This is a genomic window from Aeromonas fluvialis (genome assembly GCF_000819885.1).
GTDB classification, from domain to species: Bacteria; Pseudomonadota; Gammaproteobacteria; order Enterobacterales; family Aeromonadaceae; genus Aeromonas; species Aeromonas fluvialis.
This window is the reverse complement of sequence record NZ_CDBO01000034.1, coordinates 555-24,462: the sequence shown is the minus strand read 5'-3', so window position 1 is coordinate 24,462 and position 23,908 is coordinate 555. Positions and strand designations below refer to the sequence as shown.

The window sequence follows — 23,908 nt, the reverse complement described above, 5'->3', positions numbered from 1 at the left end:
TGACATTCACCCCACTATCGTGGCAAAAATAATTTAACAGTCAGTAACATAGCGGCGTTGTTGGCTGACCCTCCCCGCAAAAGGATCGGGCAGGTTTCTTCATAATTTAACCAATCTACCGTGATGGATTACTGGGGGCTGTTGACTAGGCTTTAACAGCGGACAACACAAAAACAGTCATCCACTCTTTTCAGGGTAAGCGACTATAACGAGGGCAAAGTTATGGGCATCTTCGAGCATTACCAACAGCGATATGAAAAAGCGAGAGAAGAGGAATATACCATTCAGGAGTTCCTCGATATGTGTAAGCAGGACAAAGCCTGCTACGCCTCTGCCGCCGAACGTCTGCTGACCGCCATCGGTGAGCCAGAGATGGTCGACACCTCAGCCAACCCCAGACTGAGCCGACTCTTCTCCAACCGTGTCGTGGCACGCTATCCCGCCTTCAAGGATTTCTACGGGATGGAAGAGGCCATCGAACAGATCGTCTCCTACCTCAAACACTCCGCCCAGGGACTGGAGGAGAAGAAACAGATCCTCTATCTGCTGGGTCCCGTTGGCGGCGGTAAATCCTCGCTGGCAGAGAAACTCAAGTCGCTGATGCAAAAAGTGCCCATCTATCGCATCAAGGGCTCACCGGTCAACGATCACCCATTCTGCCTGTTCGACATTGAGGAAGATGGCGAGCTGCTGGAAAAAGAGTACGGCATCCCGCGCCGCTACCTGCGCCCCATCATGTCCCCCTGGGTCGCCAAACGGCTGCACGAGTTTGGTGGCGACATTACCAAATTCAAAGTGGAAAAGGTCAACCCCTCTATCCTCGACCAGATCGCCATCGCCAAAACCGAACCCGGTGATGACAACAACCAGGATATCTCCTCACTGGTCGGCAAGGTCGATATCCGCATGCTGGAGCATTTTGCCCAGGATGACGCCGATGCTTACTCCTACTCGGGGGCGCTGTGCAAAGCGAACCAGGGGATCATGGAGTTCGTCGAGATGTTCAAGGCCCCCATCAAGGTGCTGCACCCGCTGTTGACGGCGACCCAGGAGGGGAACTACAACGGCACCGAGGGACTCTCCGCCCTCCCCTTCGACGGCATCCTGCTGGCCCACTCCAACGAATCCGAGTGGCAGCAGTTCCGCAACAACAAGAACAACGAAGCCTTCCTCGACCGGGTCTACATCGTCAAGGTGCCTTACTGCCTGCGCGTCTCGGAAGAGGTGAAGATCTATGAGAAGCTGCTGGTCAACAGCGAGCTGACCGATGCCAAGTGCGCCCCGGGTACTCTGGAGCTGCTAGGCCAATTCTCCGTACTGTCACGCCTCAAGGAGCCGGAAAACTCCAGCCTCTACTCCAAGATGCGGGTCTATGATGGCGAGAGCCTCAAAGACACCGATCCCAAGGCGAAGAGCTATCAGGAGTACCGTGACTACGCCGGGGTGGACGAGGGGATGAATGGTCTCTCTACCCGCTTTGCGTTCAAGATCCTCTCCCGCGTCTTCAACTTCGACCACGCGGAAGTAGCGGCCAACCCGGTACATCTCTTCTATGTGCTGGAGCAGCAGATCGAGCGCGAACAGTTCCCGCAAGAGCTGCACGATCGCTACCTTGAATTCATCAAGGGCTATCTGACCCCCCGCTATGTGGAGTTCATCGGCAAGGAGATCCAGACCGCCTATCTCGAGTCTTACTCCGAGTATGGGCAGAACATTTTCGATCGCTACGTCACCTATGCCGACTTCTGGATCCAGGATCAGGAGTACCGTGATCCCGAAACCGGTCAGCTGTTTGACAGAGCCTCCCTCAACAGCGAGCTGGAGAAAATTGAAAAACCCGCCGGGATCAGCAACCCGAAAGATTTCCGCAACGAAATCGTCAACTTCGTGCTGCGTGCCCGGGCCAACAATGCAGGCCGTAACCCCAACTGGACCAGTTACGAGAAGCTGCGCACCGTGATCGAGAAAAAGATGTTCTCCAACACGGAAGAGCTGCTGCCGGTTATCTCCTTCAACAGCAAAACCTCGGCCGAGGAGCAGAAGAAGCACGATAACTTTGTCGAACGGATGATGGAGAAAGGCTACACCCGCAAACAGGTGCGACTGCTCTCCGAATGGTATCTCAGGGTACGCAAGTCATCCTGACCCTGACGGTTCAAGGGGGAGTTATGGCGCATTTTATCGACCGCAGGCTCAACGGCAAAAACAAAAGCGCTGTCAATCGGCAGCGCTTCATCCGCCGCTACAAGAAGCAGATAAAACAAGCGGTCTCGGATGCTGTCTCCAAACGCAGCATTCAGGACGTAGACAAGGGCGAGAGCATCAGCATCCCGACCAAGGACATCGGCGAGCCCCATTTCCATCAGGGGCACGGCGGTAAACGGGAGATGGTGCATCCCGGCAATGATCAGTTCATCTCTGGCGACAAGATTGACCGCCCCAAAGGAGGGGGCGGTGGACAGGGTTCCGGTGAGGGACAGGCATCCAATCAGGGTGAAGGGGCCGATGATTTCGTGTTCCAGATCTCCAAGGACGAGTACCTCGACCTGCTGTTTGAAGATCTGGAGCTGCCCAGGCTGCAGAAAACCCAGCTCAACCAGCTGATGGAGGTGAAAACCTACCGGGCGGGCTACACCTCAAACGGGGTGCCCGCCAACATCAACGTGGTGCGTTCCCTGCAAAATTCGCTGGCACGGCGCATGGCACTGCAGGCGGGCAAGAAACGCCAGCTGCATGAGCTGGAAGATCGGCTGGCCCTGCTGGCCGCCGATCCCAACGAGCACTTTGCCGAAATCGCCCTGCTCGAGAAGGAGATCTGGGAGCTGAAACGGCGGATCGATGCGGTGCCGTTTATCGATACCTTCGATCTCAAGTTCAACAACTTCGTCAAGCGGCCCGTCCCCTCCAGCCAGGCGGTGATGTTCTGCCTGATGGATGTCTCGGGCTCCATGGATCAGGCCACCAAGGAGATGGCCAAGCGTTTCTATATCCTGCTCTATCTGTTCCTGAGCCGGACCTACAAGAACGTCGAGGTGGTCTATATCCGCCACCACACCCAGGCCAAGGAGGTGGATGAACACGAGTTCTTCTACTCCCAGGAGACAGGCGGCACCATCGTCTCCAGTGCGCTCAAAATGATGAACGACATCATCAACGAGCGTTACCCCGCCAATCAGTGGAACATCTATGCGGCGCAGGCATCTGACGGTGACAACTGGGCTGATGACTCACCGCAGTGCAAGGAGATCCTGGCACGGGACATCATGCCAAGGGTGCGCTATTACTCCTACATCGAGATCACTACCCGTGCCCACCAGACCCTGTGGCACGAATATGAGTCGGTAGCCAGCCAGTTCCCCCACTTTGCGATGGAGCACATTCGCAAGGTCGAGGATATCTATCCGGTGTTCCGCGAGCTGTTCAAGAAACAAGCGGCGTGAGGAGGTCACATGATCGAAACTGAAAAACGTGTAGCGCCACTGGATGACGGACCAGACTGGAACTTCGATATGCTGGAGACCTATCACCAGGAGATCGCCCGGGTCGCCCGTTTCTACAAGCTGGACACCTACCCCAACCAGATCGAGGTGATCACCGCCGAGCAGATGATGGATGCCTATTCCAGCGTCGGCATGCCCATCGGCTATCAGCACTGGTCGTTCGGCAAGCGCTTTATCCATACCGAGCGCAACTACAAGCGCGGCCAGATGGGGCTGGCCTACGAGATCGTCATCAACTCCGATCCCTGCATCGCCTACCTGATGGAGGAGAACACCATGCCGATGCAGGCACTGGTGATGGCCCACGCCTGCTACGGTCACAACTCCTTCTTCAAGAACAACTACCTGTTCAAGGCGTGGACCGATGCCTCCTCCATCATCGACTACCTGCTGTTTGCCAAAAAATACATCACCGAGTGTGAAGAGAAGCACGGTATCGACGCGGTGGAGCAACTGCTCGACTCCTGCCATGCCCTGATGAACTTCGGGGTCGATCGCTACAAGCGCCCCCAGAAGATCTCGATGGCAGAGGAGAAACGGCGTCAGAAGGCACGGGAAGATTATCTGCAAACCCAGGTCAACGAGCTGTGGCGTACCCTGCCAAAGCAGCATAAAGCTGCGGGGGTGGAAGACAGACGCTATCCCGCCGAGCCCCAGGAGAACATCCTCTACTTCATTGAGAAGAATGCCCCCTTGTTGGAGCCCTGGCAGCGGGAAGTGGTGCGCATCGTGCGCAAGATCAGCCAGTATTTCTATCCGCAAAAGCAGACCCAGGTCATGAACGAGGGGTGGGCCACCTTCTGGCACTACACCATCCTCAACCACCTCTATGACGAGGGCAAGCTGAGCGATAGATTCATGATGGAGGTGCTCCACAGCCACACCAACGTGGTCTATCAACCGGCCTACAACAGTCGCTACTATTCGGGGATCAATCCCTATGCGCTGGGGTTTGCCATGTTTACCGACTTGCGCCGCATCTGCGAGAACCCGACCGAGGAGGACAGACAGTGGTTCCCCGACTATGCCGGCAGCAACTGGGTCGATACCCTCCACTTTGCCATGCAGAACTTCAAGGACGAGAGCTTTATCAGCCAGTTCCTGAGCCCCAAGGTGATGCGGGATATGAAGCTGTTCGCCATCGATGACGACGATCTGAAGAACTATCTGAAGGTCTCCGCTATCCACAATGACGAGGGGTACCGTCAGGTGCGCAATACCCTGTCGGCCCAGTACAACCTCAGCAATCTGGAGCCCAATATTCAGGTCTACAACGTTGCCGTGAAGGGGGATCGCTCCCTTACCCTGCGCTATGTGCCCCACAACCGCATACCCCTTGGCGACTCACGCCATGAGGTGCTCAAACACCTGCATCAGCTGTGGGGATTCGACGTGGTGCTGGAACAGGATAACGGCGACCTGCCTGCAGATATCATCGGCCGCTGCCCGGAGCGCAAGCCGGGTATCTAAGCTAACCACCTCGCAAATGGCCCACTTCGGTGGGCCATTTTTTCGACCTTCGCCTCTGCCTGCATCATCGCAGCACCACCTGAATAACCCGAACAAACCACAATATAGAAAGAGGCCCGCATGGGGTGCGGGCCTCTTTGCCTTACGGTCAAGCTGCAGCGGTGATCAGTAGAAGGTCTGCTGCTCTGCCGCCATCGCCTTGAGTCGGGCACAGGGGGCAAACCGGTCGCCGTGGCGCTTCTGGTAATGCTCCAGACGGCCAACCAGATGATCAATTCCGAGCGTGTCCATATAGCGGAACGGGCCGCCGAGGAAAGGCGGGAAGCCGATACCGAAGATGGCACCAATATCACCATCACGAGCCGAGGCTACCACACCACTGTCCAGCGCCATGGCCGCTTCGTTGAGCATCAGCAGCACGCAGCGCTCGGCGATCTCCTGACGGGCCAGCTTGGCAGAAGGCTTGATGCCGAGCACGCCATAGACGCTCTCGTCCACCGTCTTCTTGCCCTCTTTGCCGGTCAGCTTGTTACGCGGCGCCGCCTTGCCATAGAGGTAGAAGCCCTTGCCGTTCTTGCGTCCCTTACGATCGTTTTGCAGCAGCTTGTCGAACGCCTTGGGTGCCTGGAACTGCTCGCCCCCCAGCTCTTTCTCGAGGATGGGGGATATCTTGGCACCCACATCAATCCCCACCTCATCCAGCAAGGTGATGGGGCCAACCGGGAAGCCAAAGTCCAGCAGCGCGCTGTCCAGCACCTCCACCGGCTCCCCTTCCAGCAGCAGTCGTGCCGCTTCGTTCATGTAGGGCGCGAGAATGCGGTTGACGTAGAAACCGGCTTCATCCTTCACCACGATGGGCGTTTTGCCCTGAGCACGGGCAAAGGCCAGGGTGGTGGCGACCGTCTCGGCACTGGTGCCAGCATGGGGGATGATCTCTGCCAGCGGCATCTTGTCCACTGGGCTGAAGTAGTGCAGCCCCACGACTCGCTCCGGATGCGCCGCCTCTGCCGCAATCTGGTTGATGGGCAAGGAAGAGGTGTTGGAGGCAAACACTGTGTGTTCACCACACTCGCGCTCCACGTCTTTCACCATCTGGTGTTTGAGATTGAGATCTTCAAACACCGCCTCCACCACCATGTCCACCCGGTGAAAACCGGCGTAGTCGAGGGTGCCGGTCAGCAGGCTCATCTGCTTTTCCAATTCGCTGCGCAAGATGTGACGGCGCTTGAGCTTCTTGGCCAGAATGTCATAGCTGTAGCGCATGGCATTGCCGATCCCGGCGCTTGCCACATCCTTGATCCGCACCGGCACGCCCGCCTTGGTGGCGGTGACGAACGCAATGCCGCCCCCCATCAGACCACCGCCCAGCACGGCGGCATGGGCCACCTTGCGCGGCTCGGCTCCCTGATAGGTGACCTCTTTCTTCATCTCGGTGGTGGCAAAGAAGAGGGAGCGCAGGGCGGCAGACTCAGCCGTCATCACCAGTTCGCCAAAGTGGCGGGATTCAGCGGCCAGACCGGCCTTCATCCCCTCCTCCACGCCGATGCGCACAACATCCAGGATCCGCTCCGGCGCCGGGTAGTTGCCACGGGTCTTGGCTTTCACCCCCTTGCTGGCCTGATCGAACAGCACCTTGCGGCCCAGCTTGTTGGTCTCCAGCACCTTGCCCTGCAGATCCCGCTTCAACTGATGGCGCGGTTTGCCCTTCTTGGCCAGCTTGATGGCAGCATCCAGCAAGATTGACGGCGGCACCACATCGTCCACCAGCCCCAATTTCTTGGCTTGTTTGGCCCGCACCTGCTTGCCGGTCAGCATCAGATCCAGCGCCTTGGCCACCCCGATGAGGCGCGGCAGACGTTGGGTACCACCAGATCCCGGCAACAGACCGAGCTGCACTTCCGGCAATCCCAGCACGGTTTTACCGTGCTCGGTCACCACCCGGCCATGACAGGCCAGCGCCAACTCCAGTCCGCCACCGAGGCAGGGGCCGTGGATGGCAGCGATCACCGGAATAGTCAGCCCCTCGATCTCGGCAAAAATCGCCTGCCCATCTCGTGACAGGGTTTCAGCATCCTTGGCACTGGTGCAGGCGGCCAGCATGGTGATGTCAGCACCGGCGATGAAAGAGTCCTTCTTGCCGGAGGCGATCACCAGGCCGATCAGATCCTTGTTACCCTTCACCTCGGCCAGCACGGTGCGGATCTCCTCGACAAAGGCGGCTTTCAGGGTATTCATGCTCTCGCCCGGCACATCCATGGTGAGGATACCGATGCCATCTTTGCGAACATCCAGGGAAAAAGTCTTAGCGCTCATCATTCAACCTCCAACACCATCGCCACGCCCAATCCACCCGCCGCGCAGGCGGTGTTAAGCCCCAATCCCCCGCCGCGACGCCGCAGCTCGTGCAGGGTCTGGGTGATCATCCGCGCACCGGTCGCGGCAAAGGGGTGGCCATAGGCAAGCGAACCACCGAGGACGTTGAACCTCTCCATGTCCACCTCGCCAATAGCCTGATCGCGCCCCAATTTGCTCTGGGCAAACTCTTTGCTGGCAAACATCTTGAGGTTGGCCAGGGTCTGGGCTGCAAAGGCTTCATGCATATCGATGAGCGTCAGGTCAGCAAGCGTAATACCAGCACGGTCCAGCGCCAGCGGCGTGGCATAGGAGGGACCCATCAGCATGTCCTGCCAGACATCGATGGCGGAGAAGGCGAAGCTGCGGATAAACCCAAGCGGCTCGAGACCCAGCTCCTTCGCCCGCCCTTCCCGCATCAGCAGCACGGCGGCGGCACCGTCGGTGAGCGGGGTGGCGTTGGCCGCCGTCACAGTGCCATGAACCCGGTCAAACACCGGCCTGAGCTTGGCGTAGCTCGCCAGATCCGAGCTTTCACGGATGTTGTTGTCTCGCTCCAGCGGTGACTTGTAGGGCGGCACATGGGCAGTAAACACCTCGCCACTGAGCTTGCCATCGGCCCAGGCCTGGGCAGCCAAGGTGTGGGAGCGGTGAGCCAGCGCATCTTGCGCCTCGCGACTGATCTGGTGGCTCTTGGCCATCTGCTCGGCCGTCTGCCCCATGGAAAGTCCCGTGGAGTATTCCGCCACTGCAGGCGGCACCGGCAGCAGATCCTTGACCCGCAATTGACGCAGAATGTTGAAACGCTGCTGTAGGTTACGCGCCTTGTTGAGATCCACCAGGGCGCGAGCCAGCTTCTTGCTTACCCCGATGGGCAGCACGGAAGAGGAGTCGGCACCGCCAGCGATGGCGATATCCACCGTACCGGCCATGATGGATTCGGTGACGTTAGCCACCGCCTGAAAACTGGTGGCGCAGGCGCGGGAGACACTATAGGCATCGGTGCTGACGCTCATGCCGGTGCCAAGCACGATCTCGCGGGCAATGTTGGGGGCTTCCGGCATCTGCACCACCTGACCAAACACCAACTGGTCGATAAGTTTGGGGTCGAGATCGGTGCGAGCGAGCATCTCGCACACCACCAGTTTGCCGAGATCGACTGCAGGCACGCCATGAAAGGCAGTCGCCTGCTTGGCAAAGGGGGTTCGCAGCCCCGCCACGACGGCAATCCGTTCGCCCTGGCGAGTCGTCAGTTTCAATGGCTGTTTCATCCTGGCTCCTTGGTTTAAAAGGCAGAGGTCTGACCTCATTGCGCCACATCTTAACAATCCAATCACAAGTTTCATACAGCTGATTGAAACTAAATTAAGCACGGCAAGCCCCCTTTGCTCGCCCTTGGGAAGCAACTGGAGTATAAAAAGATCAACTTCCATAAAAACAACGGGTTTATCGCATGGCAGCGGCCGAGTTCAGCGCGCTTAGGGACTATCTTGGCAGTCAGATCCTGGGGCAGGAGGAGCTCATCGAAGGACTCCTGATTGCCCTGTTATGTGAAGGACATGTGTTAATCGAAGGGGCTCCCGGTCTTGCCAAAACCCGCGCCGTCAAGGCGCTGGCTGGCGCCGTTGAGGGGCGCTTTGCCCGTATCCAGTTCACTCCCGATCTGCTTCCCGCCGATCTCACCGGCAGCGAGGTGTTTCACCCGCAGGATGCCAGTTTTGTATTTCAACCGGGCCCCCTCTTCAACCATCTGGTGCTGGCAGACGAGATCAACCGGGCGCCAGCCAAGGTGCAATCAGCGCTGCTGGAAGCCATGGCCGAACACCAGATCACCGTGGGCAAAAAGAGCTGGCGGCTACCGCCTCTCTTTATGGTGGCCGCCACCCAGAACCCCATCGAGCAGGAGGGAACCTACCCCCTGCCTGAGGCGCAGCTCGACCGCTTTCTGCTCAAACTGATGGTGGATTACCCGAGCCCCACCATGGAGCTCGCCATCTTGCAGCTCAACGCCAGTGGCGAACAACTTGGCACGGCGCCGGTGACCCTGAGCCAGACCACCTTGCAACGAGCCCGTAGCGACGTGCTGGCGGTGACCATGCAAAGCAGACTGGAGCACTATCTGGTGGAGCTGGTCTGCGCCACCCGCCCGGGCAGCGGTCTCTGCCCTGCCCTTGAGCCGCTGATTGCCGTGGGGGCCAGCCCCCGGGCGACACTGGGGCTGGCTCGCTCCGCCCGCGCCCGCGCCTGGCTGGCCGGGCGTGACTATGTACTGCCGGAAGATATCCAGTTGCAGGCCTATCCGGTGCTACGACACCGTCTAATCCCCAGCTATCAGGCACTGGCCGACAATCTGGATAATGACATCCTGATCGCCCAACTGCTGGATCAGGTGCCATGCCCCTAGATCCCAGCCTGCATCCCGACATCGCCCTGTCGCTGCCACGGCTGCTCAATATCCGGCTCTGGGCCAAGGCCAAGACGCCACCTCACGCGGGCAGAAGCAGCAGCGAACGCGGCAAACCGGGCCGCTCCCCCGGGCTCACGTTTCGGGAGCTGCGCGCCTATCAGGCCGGTGACGAGGTACGCCATATCGACTGGCGAGTGACCGCACGCCTCGGTCGCCCCTATACCCGCCTCTATAGTGAAGAGCTCGATCAGGCGCACTGGCTGCTGCTCGATCTCTCTCCCGCCATGTATTTCGGCTCCACTCTGCAGCTCAAGGCGCGCCTGGGGTGCGAGTTGGTGGCAGCCCTGATCTGGCAAGGGGAGAAGCAGCACAACACCCTGATCTGTCACGGGCTTATCCCCCATCACCAGCAGAGCCAGCGCGGCAGCGTGCTGCCACTGCTCGAATCCCTCTGCCATCACTATCAGCAAGGGCTGGCACGTCGGGTACCCTCTCACTCGCTGGCCGACACCTTGTCCGGCGTAAAGCTGCCTCACGGCGCCAAGCTGACGATCATCACCGATCACAGACCCTGCGAATCGGCACTCTGTCAGCAGTTGCAACTGCTCTCGCGGCGCCACGATATTCACTATTGGCAGATCCGTGATCCCCTTGAGGCAGCCCTTCCCCGAGGCGGCCAGCTGCCAGTGGCCATTGATCGGCCAGGGCAGCACTATCAGGGCTGGCTGGATGGGGGCCATGCCGGTTTCTCCCGCCGCTACCGGCAAGCGGCCGAACAGCAACTGGCCCACGGCAAGCAGCAGTTGTTGCCGCTGGTGCAGCGCCTTTACCTGCTCGATAACAGCCAGACGCTGCAACAGCAGTGGCAGGAGGGGTTATGTCATCAGGGATGATCTCGCCCGCCGAGCTCGACAGTGCCAGCCCTGCCTCCGACGCCATGACCCCGCCGCTGACCGCCTTGATGCGCGACATTCACCCGGGGCCGGATCTGATTGAACAGAGCCTGGATCCCAGAGCACAGGCGCTATGGTGGCTCCTGATCGCCAGTTTACTTCTGTTTCTGATCGTCCTGATTGCCCGTAGGGTGATACGTTACCGCCGCTGGTACCGCCAGCTGGAGGGAGATCCGGCGCTGCTGGTGATGCGCATGCAGGAGGCCCTGCGTCATGAAGCGCTGCAACGCTGGCCCGAGGCACGCCAGCTGCAGGGAGAGGCGTGGCTCGCCTTCATCGATCGTCACGGCGGCAGCAACTTCAGCCAGTTCTCGCCTCACTGGCGCAGTTGGCTCTATGGCAGCCAGAACCCGGCTCGCGAACAGTGCGAACAGTTGCGGCAAGAGTATCGCCGCTGGGGTCAAACCCTCTTTTTACAGCGATCTCTCCGCTCGGAGCGCAAAACCGCGCGGAGGCATCCATGATCCTGGCCTGGCCCTGGTTTGCGCTGGCGCTGGTGCTGCCCTTGCTGGTGCGCTTCGCCTTGCCGCCCCTGCGCCGCGGCTATCTGGCTCACCCCGGGTTTGCGCTGCTGCGCCCCCAGGCCGGATTACCGCTCTGGCGCGCCATGCTGCTCTGGTGCGCCCTTATCCTCGCCCTGTGCCGCCCCCAATGGTGGGGAGAACCGGTAATCCAATATGACGGGAGTCGGGATCTGCTGCTGGCGGTGGATCTGTCAGACAGCATGCGCACCCCTGATATGCTCGATAACGGCGAGCAACAAGCGCGCTTGACGGCGGTGCGCCAGCAGATCAAGGCGCTGATCGCCAAACGGGCCGGTGACAGGGTGGGCCTCATCGTCTTTGCCGATCACGCCTACCTGCTCTCTCCCCTCACCCAGGAGATCCCGGCGCTGTTGACCTTGAGCGACGAGCTCGACTTTGATCTGGTCGGCCGTACCACCGCCCTTGGCGAGGCGATCCAGTTGGCACGCCAGCATGGGGATCCCCATCGCCCCACCGCCCTGCTGCTGGTCACCGATGGCCGCAATACCGCAGGCAATGCCGACCCGCTGCAGGAGGCCAAATTCGCCGCAGCACAGGGCATACGGATCTATACGCTGGGGGTGGGGGCCGATCCCGATACCTTTATCCAACCCTACGATGAGGCAGGCAGCGGTCAAGCTGACCCCAGCAGCGAACTGGACGAGCCGCTTCTTCAAGAGCTGGCCCAGACAGGCCAGGGGCGTTATTTCAGGGCGCGCACCCAGAGCGACCTCGATGCCATCAACACGACCCTCAATGCCCTTGAGCCGGCCCCCATGCCGGTTGCCCACTACCAACCGGTGATCGAGCTCTACCCGTGGCCGTTGGCACTGCTTTGTGGCTTGCTGCTTCTGCCATCAGGGCGCGGCAGACTGGAGTTTCGCACGGTGCGTAGCTGGCTGGCACGAGGCGCACGCAGATGGAGCTGATCTTACTCCGCCCCCTGTGGCTGATCGCACTCATTCCCTGGCTCTGGCAAGGGTGGCGCCGCCATCGCCAGCCCCCGCTACTCGCGCCAGCCATGCAGGCTTATCTGCTGCCAGCATCCCGCCCTCAGCGCCACTGGCGCTGGCTGGCAACCCTGCCGGTGATTTTGGCCCTGAGCGGGCCAGCCCTGCGTGGTGGGCTGCAAGCGCAGCCTGCGGCCCCCCTCGATATCTGGCTGCTGGACTTGTCACGCTCAATGAACGCCACCGACCTCAAACCGGATCGGGCAACCCGTGTCAGGTGGCAGTTGCAGCAACTACTGAGCCGTGCCAAGGGCGAGCGCATCGCGCTGATCCTCTACGCTGGCGATGCCTACCTCGCCATGCCGCCCACCCGGGATCATCAGGCCCTTTCGCTGCTGCTACCCGACTTGCGCCCCGATATCATGCCGCTGCAAGGCAGCAACCCGGCACGGGCGGTGGAACTTGCCATGAAGCAGCTGGCCCCCGATGAACAGGCGCGCCTGCTGCTGATCACCGACGACCTCACCCAGAGTCAGATGACCCAAATTGCCGCCCTGTGGCCCTGCCAGCAGCGCCTTCTCTGCCGCGATACCCAGTCGGCACGCCTCGATATCCTGCTTGCCAGCAGCGGTCAACCGGCCCCCATGCCCGCCATCCCGGCCAATGAGTTGGGGTTTGCCACCCGCATGCCTGCACAGTTGCCCACCCCCGATAGTCAGGCCATTGCCGCACTGGCCAATCGTCTCGGCGGTGAGCTACAGTGGCTTGGCAGCGATGTCCCCCGCTTTGCCCCCCTCCCCACCACTACCTCGGCCCTCACCCCGGCGCCACTGGATCTTGGCCCCTGGTTGCTGATCCCTTTATTACCGCTGGCCTTGCTGGCCAGAGTCGGCGCACGGCTGATGGTGGTAATGATGATGGGATCGCAACTGCTTGCGCCACAAGATCTGCAAGCGGTAGAGAGGGGGGATCTGCACGCGATGCAGGCTTATCAACAGGGGGATTTTCAGCGTGCCGCTCGCACTTTCAACGACCCGATCTGGCGTGGCAATGCCTGGTATCGGGCCGGAGCCTACCGGCTAGCCATCGCAGCCTATCAGGAAACGGCCAGCGCCACCGCCCACTACAACCGCGGCAATGCCCTGCTGCAACTGGGGGAGTTTGCCTCAGCCAAAGAGGCCTATCTGGCCGCTCTGGCGCTGAAACCCGACCATGAAGATGCGCTCTATAACCTCTCTCTGTTACAGGGTGGTGCGGGAGCGGTAGCCGCTCCCGATAACAGCAACAGCAAGCAGCCCGAACCAACAACTGATCAGCATGCAACGGCAATGCCCCTGCCCCCCTCTCCCCCGGTGTTGCTGCTGGAGCAGCGTCTGCGCAAAGAGGCGCTGCGCCGGGACATGATCAAGGTGGAGGAGCCCTGGTGACGCGGGCAGGATGGGGACTACTGCTCGCACTGGCGAGTCCGCTTGGCTGGGCCCTGCCCCCACGGGCCGAGTTGCTGCCGGGGGCCAATCCCGGCGATTGGCTGCTAGTCATCGAAGCGGATGGTGAGCGCCAGAGCGGAGAGCTGGAGATCACCCCGCTACTACGCCAGTTTGCGGTGGGCAGAGTGACCATGAGCCGAGTCACGACCCCGGTACAACAACTGACTCGCTGGCAGATCCCGCTGCACCAGAGCAATTCACCCGCCAATACCGAGGTGGTGATTGCCCCGCTCAAGCTGGGCAATGCGTTCACCCCCTCGCTCACCGTGCCATTGAGAGAGGCGCAAACAGCGGCGCTGCCCAAGCCCCCAGCCCCCTCGCCCCTCGAGATGCAGGCCAGCCTTGATCATCAGGGCCCGATCTATCCCGGCCAGCCGGTGATCTACCGCCTGACTCTTTGGCTGCCCACCAGCATGCAACACCCGGCGCTCGGCGAGCTTAACTCCGCCCACTTCACCATCCGTCGCCTCGGCAGTGACGAGTGGATCGCCCCCCCTCAGGCGGGTCTGCCCGGCAGGCTCACCCGCCACTGGCTCGTTCAGGCAAAAGCACCGGGTCTCTGGCACCTCGACTCGCCCCGCTTGCAGGCACAGCTCACGCAGCAAGGGGGCAAACCGCAAAAACTCTCGGCGCGCGCCACGCCACTCCAGATCAAGGTGGACAAGGCCCCTGCCACGCCGGTGGCCACCCGGCTCACCCTGAGTCAACGGCTTGAACCTGCCACCATAGGGGAAGTGGGTGAACCGCTGATCCGGATCCTCACCCTGACCATGGAAAATGGTGACAGCGGCCAGATCCAGCTTGCCCCCCTGATGGCCCATCAACTGCCCAGCGGCATACAGGCCCATCCCGATGGCGAGCAACAGCAGGAGCGTTACCGCGATGGCAAGCTGCTGTTTGAGCGGCAATGGCGCCAGACCCTGGTCGTGGAGCAGAGCGGCGACTATCTGCTCCCCCCCATTGATCTGCCCTGGTTTAATACCCAAAGCGGCCGGATTGAGCAGGCCAGCCTGCCCGCCATCACGCTGACGTTTCAGACAACGACAAATCGGCAACCTGATCAGCAACCCTCGCAGATAGCGCTGCGAGAGAGCCTTTGGTGGGTCTTGCTGGCCCTGGCGCTGCGTGCGCTATGGCGCCACGGCCCCCGCTGGCGCGCCTTCTATCGTCTGCAGCGATCCCTTGGCCAACATCAGCCTGATGCCAGCCGCAAAGCGCTGATCCAGTGGGCGACCTTGCGCTGGCAGGTCTCCTATTATCAATTAGGCCAGTTGCCTGACGCTGGGCATAATCGGGTCGGCAACGCGCTTGGCGAACTCGAGCGAGCCTGTTTTGCACGGCCATCTTCTGGCCCGCCCATCGCGTGGCGCGCTCTGGCGCGTACCCTCAGGGCCGATGAAACTACCGGTATTGCGCACCTGATTTACCTGCTGGCGCACGGGAGTTACCGCTCCCGCCACCACAAACCCTGACAAGGATTGCCCTATGGCACTGCTGTTTTTTAGAAAAAAACGCGCTCAACAGCATATTGGTGGAAATGATCCAGCCACTTCGCCGGTCTCTGATCCCATGGCTGACAAACAAACCAAATTTGAAGCACTGGTTCATGCGCTGCACGGCGATCTCTACCGGTATGCCTATTGGCTGACCCGGGATCCCAACGTGGCGGAAGATCTGGTGCAAGAGACCTTCCTGCGTGCCTGGAAGGCTATCGATACCCTGCAAGATGACAAGGCGGCCAAAGGGTGGCTGATCACCATCCTCAGACGGGAGAACGCCCGCCGCTTTGAACGCAAGCAGCTGGAGTTGGTGGATCTCGACGATCACCCTCAGCCCCAGCACGATGCGCTGCACAGCGAACAGGAGATGGAGAACGAGTGGTTGCACCGTCACATCGCCCGCCTGCCCGAGGAGTATCAGGAGCCACTCCTGCTACAAGTCGTGGGAGGATTCAGTGGTGAAGAGATCGCCGAGATGCTCTGCCTGAACAAGAACACCGTCATGACCCGACTGTTTCGCGCCCGCAACCAGATCAAGGAGGCGATGGAACAGAAGAACCAAGCAAGAGGACACGGACATGGATGAACTCGAATTTCGCCGCAACGCCATGATCCAGCCCAACGATCAACAGCCGGATTTTCTCAAAACCGCCGAAACCAGCCAGGCCAATAGGAACTACCTCGACGAGATGAAGCAGTTCGACAGAAGCCTCAAGCGTGCCATGCAGGTAGAGGTCCCCGCCGGACTGGCCGAGCGGATCCTGCTCAGGCAAGCCATGCAGCAAGACAGCGATGCGCAAAATGATTTGCCGCCATCCCGGCCCCTTGGCATGGCGCCAGTCAAGCTCCGGAGCTCGACATCCTGGCGCCAGATCGCCATGGCCGCATCGGTCGCCTTCCTGCTCGGAATGAGCACCCGCTGGATCACGCTGCCAGAGAAAACGTCCACGGCCCTCTCCCTCGCACAAGTGGCGATGGCTCATGTCTATGGCGAAGCGCCCTTTATCGAAGGTGTCGATGAGCAGGTCAATCTGCAAAACATCAATGCCAAGATGGAGAAGTATGGCGCCACCTTAAGCGGGATGGATGGGCTCAAGGTGACCTATGTCAATCACTGTTCGTTTTATCAGGGACCGGCCCTGCACATGGTGCTCCAGGGAAAGAGGGGGCCAGTCACCCTCTTTATAGTGCCCAAACATGTGCCATTAACCCTGCAACAGGCCAACTTTGAAGATGGCACCCTCAAAGGGGAGATAGTCCAGCTCAAAGGCGCCAATATGGTACTGATTGGCGAGATGAAAGAGCCACTTGCCCCTGTTGCCAACGCCCTGCAGTCACGTCTGCAGTGGGATATTTAACATCGCCCGTTAACAACCTCAGAGCCATCCTCAATAGCAGGCGGCGGTCACCCGCTGCTGCCTGTTCCCCCCCTGTTTACTCCCCTTTGTCACTCATTTGCCTCACGATTTCGAAAAATTGACAAAATTATTTTTGTGACGGAGATCGGCAATCCAGGTCAATAATCCGCCTTCAAACCCTGAAAACGATGAATTAAACAGCTAGTTAAAACAAATGATTAACACATCGATCACTTTTATGTATTCTGCTGTCACTGGTCTGATTTCTTACCTCCTACCAGACCCATAGAATCACGCCAGAATGAATTGGGAAGAAGCTGAAATAAAAACGGATTTTGTCGAGGTTTGCATTGAACGTGCAGCCAATATCGGCAAAAAAATCTGCCTACAAGAGAGAACTCCATGACGACAACTATTTTCAAAAAGAGCCTGATTGCCGCCACCATTGCACTGGCCACCGGTCAAGTCCATGCTGCGGCATTCCAGCTGAACGAGCACTCGGCCTCCGGTCTGGGTCGTGCCTATGCCGGTGAAGCAGCGATTGCCGACAACGCCTCCGTGCTGGCCCGTAACCCGGCCGCCATGACCACCTTCGACAAGATGGCGGTGTCTGTGTCCGGTACCTATATCAAGCCGGATGTGGATGTGGATGGAACCGTTCCGTTACGTGGAGTTAATGCCAGCCAAAATGACATTGCCCCCGCAGCATTTGTACCCGCCTCATATTTTATCCAACCATTGAATGATCAATGGGCATGGGGTATTGGTTTGTTCTCCAACTATGGCTTGTCTACTGAATACGATAAAAGCTTTGCAGCAGGCACCGGCGCAGGTGATACATCTCTCGTAACTTTCAACATCAACCCCAACATTGCCTACCGAATCAACGAGCAATTCAGCATCGGTGCTGGTATTAATGCCGTTTATGGCTCGGCTGAATTGAATCGCTACAACGGAGATTTGATTCCTCAACTACCTAATAATACTCGTGTTGCTCACATGAAAGGTGACACTTGGGGCTTTGGCTGGAACGTTGGTACCCTGTATGAAGTCAATGAAAACCACCGCTTCGCACTGACCTACCGTTCACAAGTCGATATGAGCTTTGACGGTGATTATTCGAATGACCTCCCTAGGCTTGCTGGCGGCTTGGCTGGTAGAACGATTGACGGCAATCTGGAGCTCGATTTACCAGCACAAGCTGAATTCGCTGGTTACCATCGTTTAAATCAGCAATTTGCTGTTCATTACTCCGTCAACTGGACTGACTGGAGTGCATTCCAAGAACTGAAAGCAACTTCAAGCAGTGGTGCAACGTTGCTAAAAAAAGAGGAAAAATTTAAAGACTCTACTCGCTATGCACTCGGCGGCACCTGGTATATCAACCCGGCATGGGAAGCCCGTATCGGCTTTGCCTATGATGAAAGCCCGATTAAATCCGAATATCGTAACCTGAGTATCCCTGACGCCGACCGCGTCTGGTACAGCGCTGGCGCCACCTACCACATCAACCCCGATATGAGTTTCGATTTTGGCCTGACCTATATCGATGGCAAGGAAGTAGATGTAGATGAGAGCTTGGGGGGCACTCATGGTCCTGCAACCCCACAAAATCCACATTGGGTTGGTACTTCCCACGGCGACGCCTTCCTGGCCTCTGCCCAGTTCAATATGAAGTTCTGATTAACACACCCCCTAAAAGAGCGCCACCAGGCGCTCTTTTTTTATCAAAAACTCCTTTTCAGCGCACAGATGCAGCATAAAATCGTTTATTTTTCCTTCTTAATCAATCTATTAGAGTGTACTACCCCAGCATTCAATCTTGTTTTTCCCGGTGAACCGCCATCATCATTGGCTTGCTGGTCATACCATATAAAATCCCGCATCTATTCATATGACCTATTTAACCTTCTGGTAACAGCCAGAACTTTGCCATGCATCCCATCATCAAACCGCCCGCCATTGCCCTGCTGGTGATCGCGGCTAACTCATTTTTCTTGCAAACAAACACTATGCCAGTCATTGACTCAGCGAGCCGGATCAATACTGGCATAGTGTTCTGCGACACCATAAAATCAACCCAGTACCCATACTGGAGCAAGGCATGTATTCCTACGTAGCCAGACAGCCGATCCTCGACAGAGACCTCAATACCCATGCCTATGAGCTGCTCTTTCGCGATAGTCTGAATAATGTCTTCCCGAGCATCTCCTCCCAACAGGCGACGTCACACCTGGTGGTCGAACAGTTCCTGCAACAAAATATCGATCAGCTGTTGGGGGGCCGCCCCTGCTTTATCAATTTCCCCCACTCACTGCTGCTAGAGGGATTGGCAGAGTGCCTGCCGCCTGAAAAGGTGGTGATCGAAATTCTGGAGGACGCGCCCCCGGATGATGCCCTGCTGGACAAGGTAAAACAGCTGCACAAACTGGGCTATCAGCTGGCACTCGATGACTTCACCATGTCACCGGATTGGGAGCGATTCCTCCCGTTTATCCATATCATCAAGTTTGATCTGCGTAGCACGCCCCTGCTGCAGATCAAGGTCTTCATCAAGCATCATCAGGCGCTGGGGCTCGTCTATCTGGCGGAAAAAGTAGAGGACAAGGCGGAGTTCGAGCGGGCTAAAAAACTGGGGATCCAACTGTTCCAGGGTTTTTTCTTCAGCCGCCCCGAGATGGTCAAGCAAGCCACCATGGAGCCAGCGCAAGTCGTTGTGATGCAGTTGCTCAACGTGGTTAACGAGACAGACCCCGATATCAACAAGATTGAGCAGCTGCTCAACCAGGATATCTCTCTGTCACTCAAGTTACTGCGCTACGTTAACCACCTGAGAGGCCAAAGCAACCCCATCTCCTCATTTCGCCAGGCAGCGGTTTACCTGGGCAATCCCCAGCTAAAGCGTTTTGTCTCGCTGGTGGCGGCGACCAGTGTAGGCAAGGGCAAAAGTGCCGAGCTCTATCGGATGTCGATGATCCGGGCCCGTTTTTGCGAGCTGCTGGCACATACCCATGCGCCGACTCAACAAGCTCAGCAAGCCTTTATCACCGGCCTCTTTTCGCTGCTGGATGTGCTGATGGAACAGCCGATGGACAAGTTGCTGGGGACCATCCCCCTGATCGAGGATATTCGGCTGGCACTGCTCGAGCGCAAAGGCAATTTGGGTTTCTACCTGGCGTTTTGTGAAGATTACGAGAATGCCAACTGGTCGCGGGTAACGGCCAGAACAGCCCGCTTGGGGCTGAGCGAGGATAAGGTGAGCCACCTTTATCTCGCGGCAACGACCTGGGTGAACGAGCAGCTGCAAGCAATGGATACCGGTGATTAAGGGATCTCTACCGCAATAGCCGTCGCCTCGCCACCACCGATACAAAGGGAGGCTATGCCTCGTCTCCCTCTGCGCTGCCGCAATGCCGCAATCAGCGTCACCAGAATGCGCGCACCACTCGCCCCCAGCGGATGACCGAGCGCACATGCCCCCCCATGCACATTGACTTTGTGATGAGGGATACCGACCCCGCTCATGGCCAGCATGGTGACCATGGCAAAGGCTTCATTCACTTCAAACAAGTCGACCTCATCCACTGACCAGTCGAGACGCGCCAGCAACCGTGAAATGGCGCCAATGGGCGCAGAGGTAAACTCGGCGGGCAATGCTGCATGGCTCTGATAACCGACAATCCGTGCCAATACCGGCACCTGTCGCGCGGCGGCCATGGCTCCATCCATCAAGATCAGTGCCGCCGCGCCGTCCGAGATAGAGCTCGAATTGGCGGCGGTAATCGTTCCCTCTTTGCCAAAGGCTGGCTTCAGGGTCGGGACCTTCTCGGGCCGGCCCTTGCCCGGTTGTTCATCTTCTGCCAACAGCAAACGGTCATGGCGCCAGAAAGGGGCCAGTTCAAAGGAAAAATAACCGGCCTGCTGAGCCTCACGGGCACGATGTAACGAGGCCAGAGCAAACGCATCCATCTGTTGGCGGGTCAAACCGGCCTGATCGGCGCTGCGCTGGGCATGTATTCCCATCAACTGGCCATCATAGGCATCCTGCAATCCGTCGAGAAAGAGGTGATCCAACAGCTGTTGATGGCCCATCCGAAAACCATTGCGGGCATTATCCAGCAGATAGGGGGCCCGGCTCATGCTCTCCATCCCCCCCGCTACCACCACCTTGTTATCCCCCAGACGAATGGTATCCGCCGCCAGCATCACCGCCTTCATACCGGATCCGCATACCTTGTTGACCGTGGTGGCAGGCACTGATGAGGGTAAACTGGCCTTCAACATCGCCTGTCTTGCCGGCGCTTGTCCCACACCGGCCGACAGCACGTTGCCCATAAACACTTCATCGATCTGCTCGGGAACAAGCCCGCTCTGCGCCAACGCAGCGGTAATGGCACAGGCCCCCAGTTCCGCAGCAGTCACCTCTGCCAATGCCCCCTGAAACGCCCCCATTGGCGTACGTTTTGCCCCCACAATTGCAATATCCATTTGCCTGCCTCTGTTTGTTACATGGCCATAACATAGATTTTCTATGCCATGGGCACAAGAGTTGCAGTGCAGTTTACGTTTAGGTAAGGTGCCAGCAGGATTTAGCTCGCCAAGAAGTCTGTATGAACAAAAACAAGGATGAAGCCCGGAGCTACAGCATCAGTGAGCTGGCACGGGAATTTGACATTACTACTCGCAGCATCCGCTTTTATGAGGATCAAGGACTGCTCAACCCCGCCAGAGAAGGACAGGCCCGCATCTACAGCAAGCAGGATCGGGTTCGTCTCAAGTTGACTCTGCGTGGCAAACGGCTCGGTTTTACTCTTGCCGAAATCCGTGAGCTGTTTGATCTCTATGATGCCGACAAGAGCAGCCGCACCCAGTTGCAAACCATGCTCAATTTGGTTGCCGAGAAGCGGGAGACGCTGCAGCAACAGATGGAAGATATCAGGATGGTGCTGCTGGAGCTGGATGCCGCCGAGCGGCGCTGCCAGCAGGCGCTGGGTCAGCTGGGATAACCGCAGTGGGGTGGTGGTTTCGCGCCCTTCTTATCCAACGTCCGCACAATGCCAAATGCCAGGTAGCAAAAAGCCACTCCTGAGAGTGGCTTTTCTTCAACCTGAAAGCTCGCTATTAAACGCGAACGAAGTCCAGGTGGATCAGCTTGTAACGTACCGGGTGACGCTGGATAGCTTTCACTTTTACGTTAACTTCTTCACCGTTGATAACCAGAGTCAGTACAGACTCATAGAATTCCGGCTTCTCTTGAGCCAGAACCATTCTCTTGTGGTCAACAGTGATGGACAGGGCTTCTTTGCCTGCACCGTAAACGATGGCAGGAACTTGGTCAGCATGACGCAGGCGGCGGCTCGCACCTTTCCCCAGGTCAGAACGGACTTCAGCTTGGAATACGAAAGACATAGTGTGTATCTCTTTTAAGATGAATTTATGGTACTGACTGCGACCGGTCAGCACCTCGCAAAACGAGCGCGAATACTACCACGTGCCAAATTCGGATACAAGGCGCGCCCCTTGCATTTACCCCCCCTGCTCCAGCCGGGCAAATTGCTGCTGGCGCTGGGCCGGACTCAAGGCATCAAACTGTGCCAGCGTCTCGGCACGAGGGCAGTAGAGCCCCTCCCCGATTTTGACCCGGATGCTGTTGCCAAGGCCGGCTCTATTTTCAGCGGCCAAGGCCAACAGATAGCTGTAAGTATCAGCCCCCACCCTGCGGGATAGCTGATTGGCGATGCGCCACAACGTCTCACCCGCTGCAACCCGATGGCACACTGTGCGCCCCTCGCCTGTTGCCGGCACAGAGCGTGTCAGCGTAGTGCGATCAGATGACTCGCTGGTCGTCGACAGACCAGCACCGTCCTCCCCCATCCCGCCAACCGCTGCACCAAGCATCGCCAGCAGTGGCTCCGACGCGTAGCGGGGTACTACCGCCAGCTGAACTGGCATGGCACGAGGAGTGTTGAACTCGGCGATAAAGGGCGCGACAGGTTGCGAGGGTTCAAGAGGCGAAACACGCCCCTGTTGCTCGATGACAACAGCCGCTACCGCCTGGCCGGGGGCGACCCCATAAGCCATCTCGTCGATACGCCTCAGCCTTGCCAGATAGGTTTTGGAGAGCTGCGCCTCCCCCTCGAACAGATCGAAGGGGGGCACCAGCCTGGCCGGAAAGAGGATCTGCCAACGACCATGCTTCTGCTTCTGGGCCAACGGCGGAAACTGATTGCCACGCCAGGCCACAAACATCGCAGGCGGGGTACGCACCAGCGGGTAATATTCCGAGTTCAACTGCACCCAGGTTTGTTCCGCGATGGGTTGATAACCGCTGATCACCACCTGCGCCACACTCAACCAGATCCCCAGCATCCTTGCCTCCCAGACTTGCGGTGTGAAGGGGCTGTCTGGCCGGCATCCCCTGCCCATCACGCGCTATCACACAGCTAAAACAAACAGATAGCAGCTTAGCAGATGCCCCGTAAACCCTCGCCCAATCGGGCGGGGATATAAGGGGAGCTAATCTGGTCTGTGATCTCTTGCCCCATCGTGCCTGGACATCAATGGTATCACCTACGGCTGTTGCTCATATCACCAGTATGCTATAACTGGTTTTATAACCAGCCTGTGTTTTTAACCATGAAAAGAGCCACCAAGGTACGCCTCTACCCCACCGACCAACAAGCGGCATTCTTGAATGCCCAGTTCGGCGCGGTGCGGTTCGCGTACAACAAGGCGCTTGCGATCCAGCGACACATGTATCGTCACCATGGCGTGTCTTTAAAGCCAAAGCGCGATTTAAAACCCTTGCTCGCAGTAGCAAAAAAGTCGCGTAAATACTGCTGGCTGAAAGAGTATGATTCACAAGCCTTACAGCAGGCGGTGATCAACCTGGATAAGGCATTTGCCAATTTTTTCAACCCCAAGCTCAACGCCAGGATGCCTACCTTCAAGAGCAAGCGAGGCAGGCAATCGAGCTACCACCCCAATGGGAAAGTGCTGACCGATGCTATCCTGTTGCCGAAGATGACGCCCATCAGGGCGGTCATTCACCGAGATATTATCGGCGTGGTATCCAGCATCACGGTCAGCCGTGGCCCGACAGGGAAATACTATGCGTCCATCCTTTGTGATGATGGATGTGAGTGCCTAGCCAAGCCAACTCTTATAACAGATGTAATCGGCTGTGATCTCGGTCTGTCTCACTACTTGATTCAATCCAATGGCAAGAAAACGGACAATCCTCGCCATCTTATTAATGCGAGCCGCAATCTGCGGCGAAAGCAAAAGGCCCTGTCTCGCAAGAAAAAAGGCAGTGCCAATCGTAGTAAGGCCAGATTACAACTGGCCGCCCTGCACGAACGGGTAGCCAATGCCCGCGCCGATTTTCAGCACAAACTCTCCCGCACGA

20 protein-coding genes are annotated in these 23,908 nt (G+C 58.2%); 15 read left to right on the top strand and 5 right to left on the bottom strand.

The genetic code is table 11. The features are described from left to right. Positions 1–222 precede the first annotated feature (222 nt). Genes BN1125_RS06885 through BN1125_RS06875 form a run of 3 tightly spaced genes read left to right on the top strand, consistent with a single transcriptional unit; the run spans position 223 to position 4,970 of the window. Positions 223–2,145: a PrkA family serine protein kinase gene (locus BN1125_RS06885; protein WP_042011407.1), complete on the top strand. Its 1,923-nt coding sequence runs from the start codon at positions 223–225 to the stop codon at positions 2,143–2,145. A gap of 23 nt (positions 2,146–2,168) precedes the next feature. Next, positions 2,169–3,440 carry a YeaH/YhbH family protein gene (locus BN1125_RS06880; protein ID WP_042011406.1) on the top strand — a complete coding sequence of 424 codons (1,272 nt, stop codon included), beginning with the start codon at positions 2,169–2,171 and terminating at the stop codon, positions 3,438–3,440. Positions 3,441–3,449: 9 nt separating this feature from the next. Next, positions 3,450–4,970, top strand: a complete 1,521-nt coding sequence (locus tag BN1125_RS06875) for a SpoVR family protein (RefSeq protein ID WP_042011405.1) — start codon at positions 3,450–3,452, stop codon at positions 4,968–4,970. Between the two features lie 165 nt (positions 4,971–5,135). On the opposite strand, the gene fadJ is transcribed toward BN1125_RS06875, so the two are convergent. Together fadJ and fadI are read right to left on the bottom strand one after the other, a co-directional pair. Continuing rightward, positions 5,136–7,283 carry a fatty acid oxidation complex subunit alpha FadJ gene (gene fadJ / locus BN1125_RS06870; protein ID WP_042011485.1) on the bottom strand — a complete coding sequence of 716 codons (2,148 nt, stop codon included), beginning with the start codon at positions 7,281–7,283 and terminating at the stop codon, positions 5,136–5,138. Next, on the bottom strand, positions 7,283–8,593 hold the full coding sequence (gene fadI / locus BN1125_RS06865; RefSeq protein ID WP_042011404.1) for an acetyl-CoA C-acyltransferase FadI: 1,311 nt from the start codon (positions 8,591–8,593) through the stop codon (positions 7,283–7,285). Before fadI ends, fadJ begins: the two co-directional genes overlap by 1 nt. 182 nt (positions 8,594–8,775) lie before the next feature. Between fadI and BN1125_RS06860 the strand changes: the two genes are divergently transcribed. The 10 genes from BN1125_RS06860 (at position 8,776) to BN1125_RS06810 (ending at position 19,828) form a co-directional block, all read left to right on the top strand. Then, complete coding sequence (locus BN1125_RS06860) at positions 8,776–9,726, top strand: AAA family ATPase (RefSeq protein WP_042011403.1); 951 nt, start codon at positions 8,776–8,778, stop codon at positions 9,724–9,726. Further along, complete coding sequence (locus tag BN1125_RS06855) at positions 9,717–10,622, top strand: DUF58 domain-containing protein (protein WP_042011402.1); 906 nt, start codon at positions 9,717–9,719, stop codon at positions 10,620–10,622. Before BN1125_RS06860 ends, BN1125_RS06855 begins: the two co-directional genes overlap by 10 nt. Further along, positions 10,607–11,146: a DUF4381 family protein gene (locus BN1125_RS06850; RefSeq protein WP_042011401.1), complete on the top strand. Its 540-nt coding sequence runs from the start codon at positions 10,607–10,609 to the stop codon at positions 11,144–11,146. The genes BN1125_RS06855 and BN1125_RS06850 overlap by 16 nt, the downstream gene beginning before the upstream one ends. Continuing rightward, positions 11,143–12,135 carry a VWA domain-containing protein gene (locus tag BN1125_RS06845; RefSeq protein WP_042011400.1) on the top strand — a complete coding sequence of 331 codons (993 nt, stop codon included), beginning with the start codon at positions 11,143–11,145 and terminating at the stop codon, positions 12,133–12,135. The genes BN1125_RS06850 and BN1125_RS06845 overlap by 4 nt, the downstream gene beginning before the upstream one ends. After that, complete coding sequence (locus tag BN1125_RS06840) at positions 12,126–13,583, top strand: vWA domain-containing protein (protein WP_042011398.1); 1,458 nt, start codon at positions 12,126–12,128, stop codon at positions 13,581–13,583. Before BN1125_RS06845 ends, BN1125_RS06840 begins: the two co-directional genes overlap by 10 nt. 20 nt (positions 13,584–13,603) lie before the next feature. Continuing rightward, positions 13,604–15,115, top strand: coding sequence for a BatD family protein (locus BN1125_RS06835; protein ID WP_042011484.1), 1,512 nt, complete (start codon positions 13,604–13,606; stop codon positions 15,113–15,115). A 13-nt stretch (positions 15,116–15,128) separates the two neighbouring features. Next, a complete protein-coding gene (locus tag BN1125_RS06830; RefSeq protein ID WP_042011397.1) occupies positions 15,129–15,728 on the top strand; it encodes a sigma-70 family RNA polymerase sigma factor in 600 nt (199 codons plus the stop codon). Beyond that, on the top strand, positions 15,721–16,500 hold the full coding sequence (locus tag BN1125_RS06825) for a DUF3379 domain-containing protein (protein WP_042011396.1): 780 nt from the start codon (positions 15,721–15,723) through the stop codon (positions 16,498–16,500). The genes BN1125_RS06830 and BN1125_RS06825 overlap by 8 nt, the downstream gene beginning before the upstream one ends. A gap of 402 nt (positions 16,501–16,902) precedes the next feature. Then, entirely contained in the window at positions 16,903–18,183 is a 1,281-nt protein-coding gene (locus tag BN1125_RS06820; RefSeq protein WP_042011395.1) for an outer membrane protein transport protein, read from the top strand. A 421-nt stretch (positions 18,184–18,604) separates the two neighbouring features. Then, complete coding sequence (locus tag BN1125_RS06810) at positions 18,605–19,828, top strand: EAL and HDOD domain-containing protein (RefSeq protein ID WP_042011393.1); 1,224 nt, start codon at positions 18,605–18,607, stop codon at positions 19,826–19,828. Here BN1125_RS06810 and BN1125_RS06805 read toward each other — a convergent pair. Further along, entirely contained in the window at positions 19,825–20,988 is a 1,164-nt protein-coding gene (locus tag BN1125_RS06805) for a thiolase family protein (protein ID WP_042011392.1), read from the bottom strand. The genes BN1125_RS06810 and BN1125_RS06805 overlap by 4 nt on opposite strands. 122 nt (positions 20,989–21,110) lie before the next feature. Here BN1125_RS06805 and BN1125_RS06800 point away from each other — a divergent pair, with 122 nt between their 5' ends. Further along, entirely contained in the window at positions 21,111–21,506 is a 396-nt protein-coding gene (locus BN1125_RS06800; protein ID WP_042011391.1) for a MerR family transcriptional regulator, read from the top strand. Positions 21,507–21,621: 115 nt separating this feature from the next. Here the strand turns inward: BN1125_RS06800 and rplY are convergent, their stop codons facing one another. Together rplY and BN1125_RS06790 are read right to left on the bottom strand one after the other, a co-directional pair. Next, positions 21,622–21,909, bottom strand: coding sequence for a 50S ribosomal protein L25 (gene rplY / locus BN1125_RS06795; protein WP_042011389.1), 288 nt, complete (start codon positions 21,907–21,909; stop codon positions 21,622–21,624). Between the two features lie 117 nt (positions 21,910–22,026). Then, positions 22,027–22,869 (bottom strand): hypothetical protein, encoded by an 843-nt coding sequence (locus BN1125_RS06790; protein ID WP_042011388.1) that lies wholly within the window; start codon positions 22,867–22,869, stop codon positions 22,027–22,029. Positions 22,870–23,136: 267 nt separating this feature from the next. On the opposite strand from BN1125_RS06790, the gene BN1125_RS06785 reads away from it, so the two are divergent. Beyond that, on the top strand, positions 23,137–23,908 hold a 772-nt coding region (locus BN1125_RS06785), incomplete at its 3' end, for an RNA-guided endonuclease InsQ/TnpB family protein (protein ID WP_156993186.1).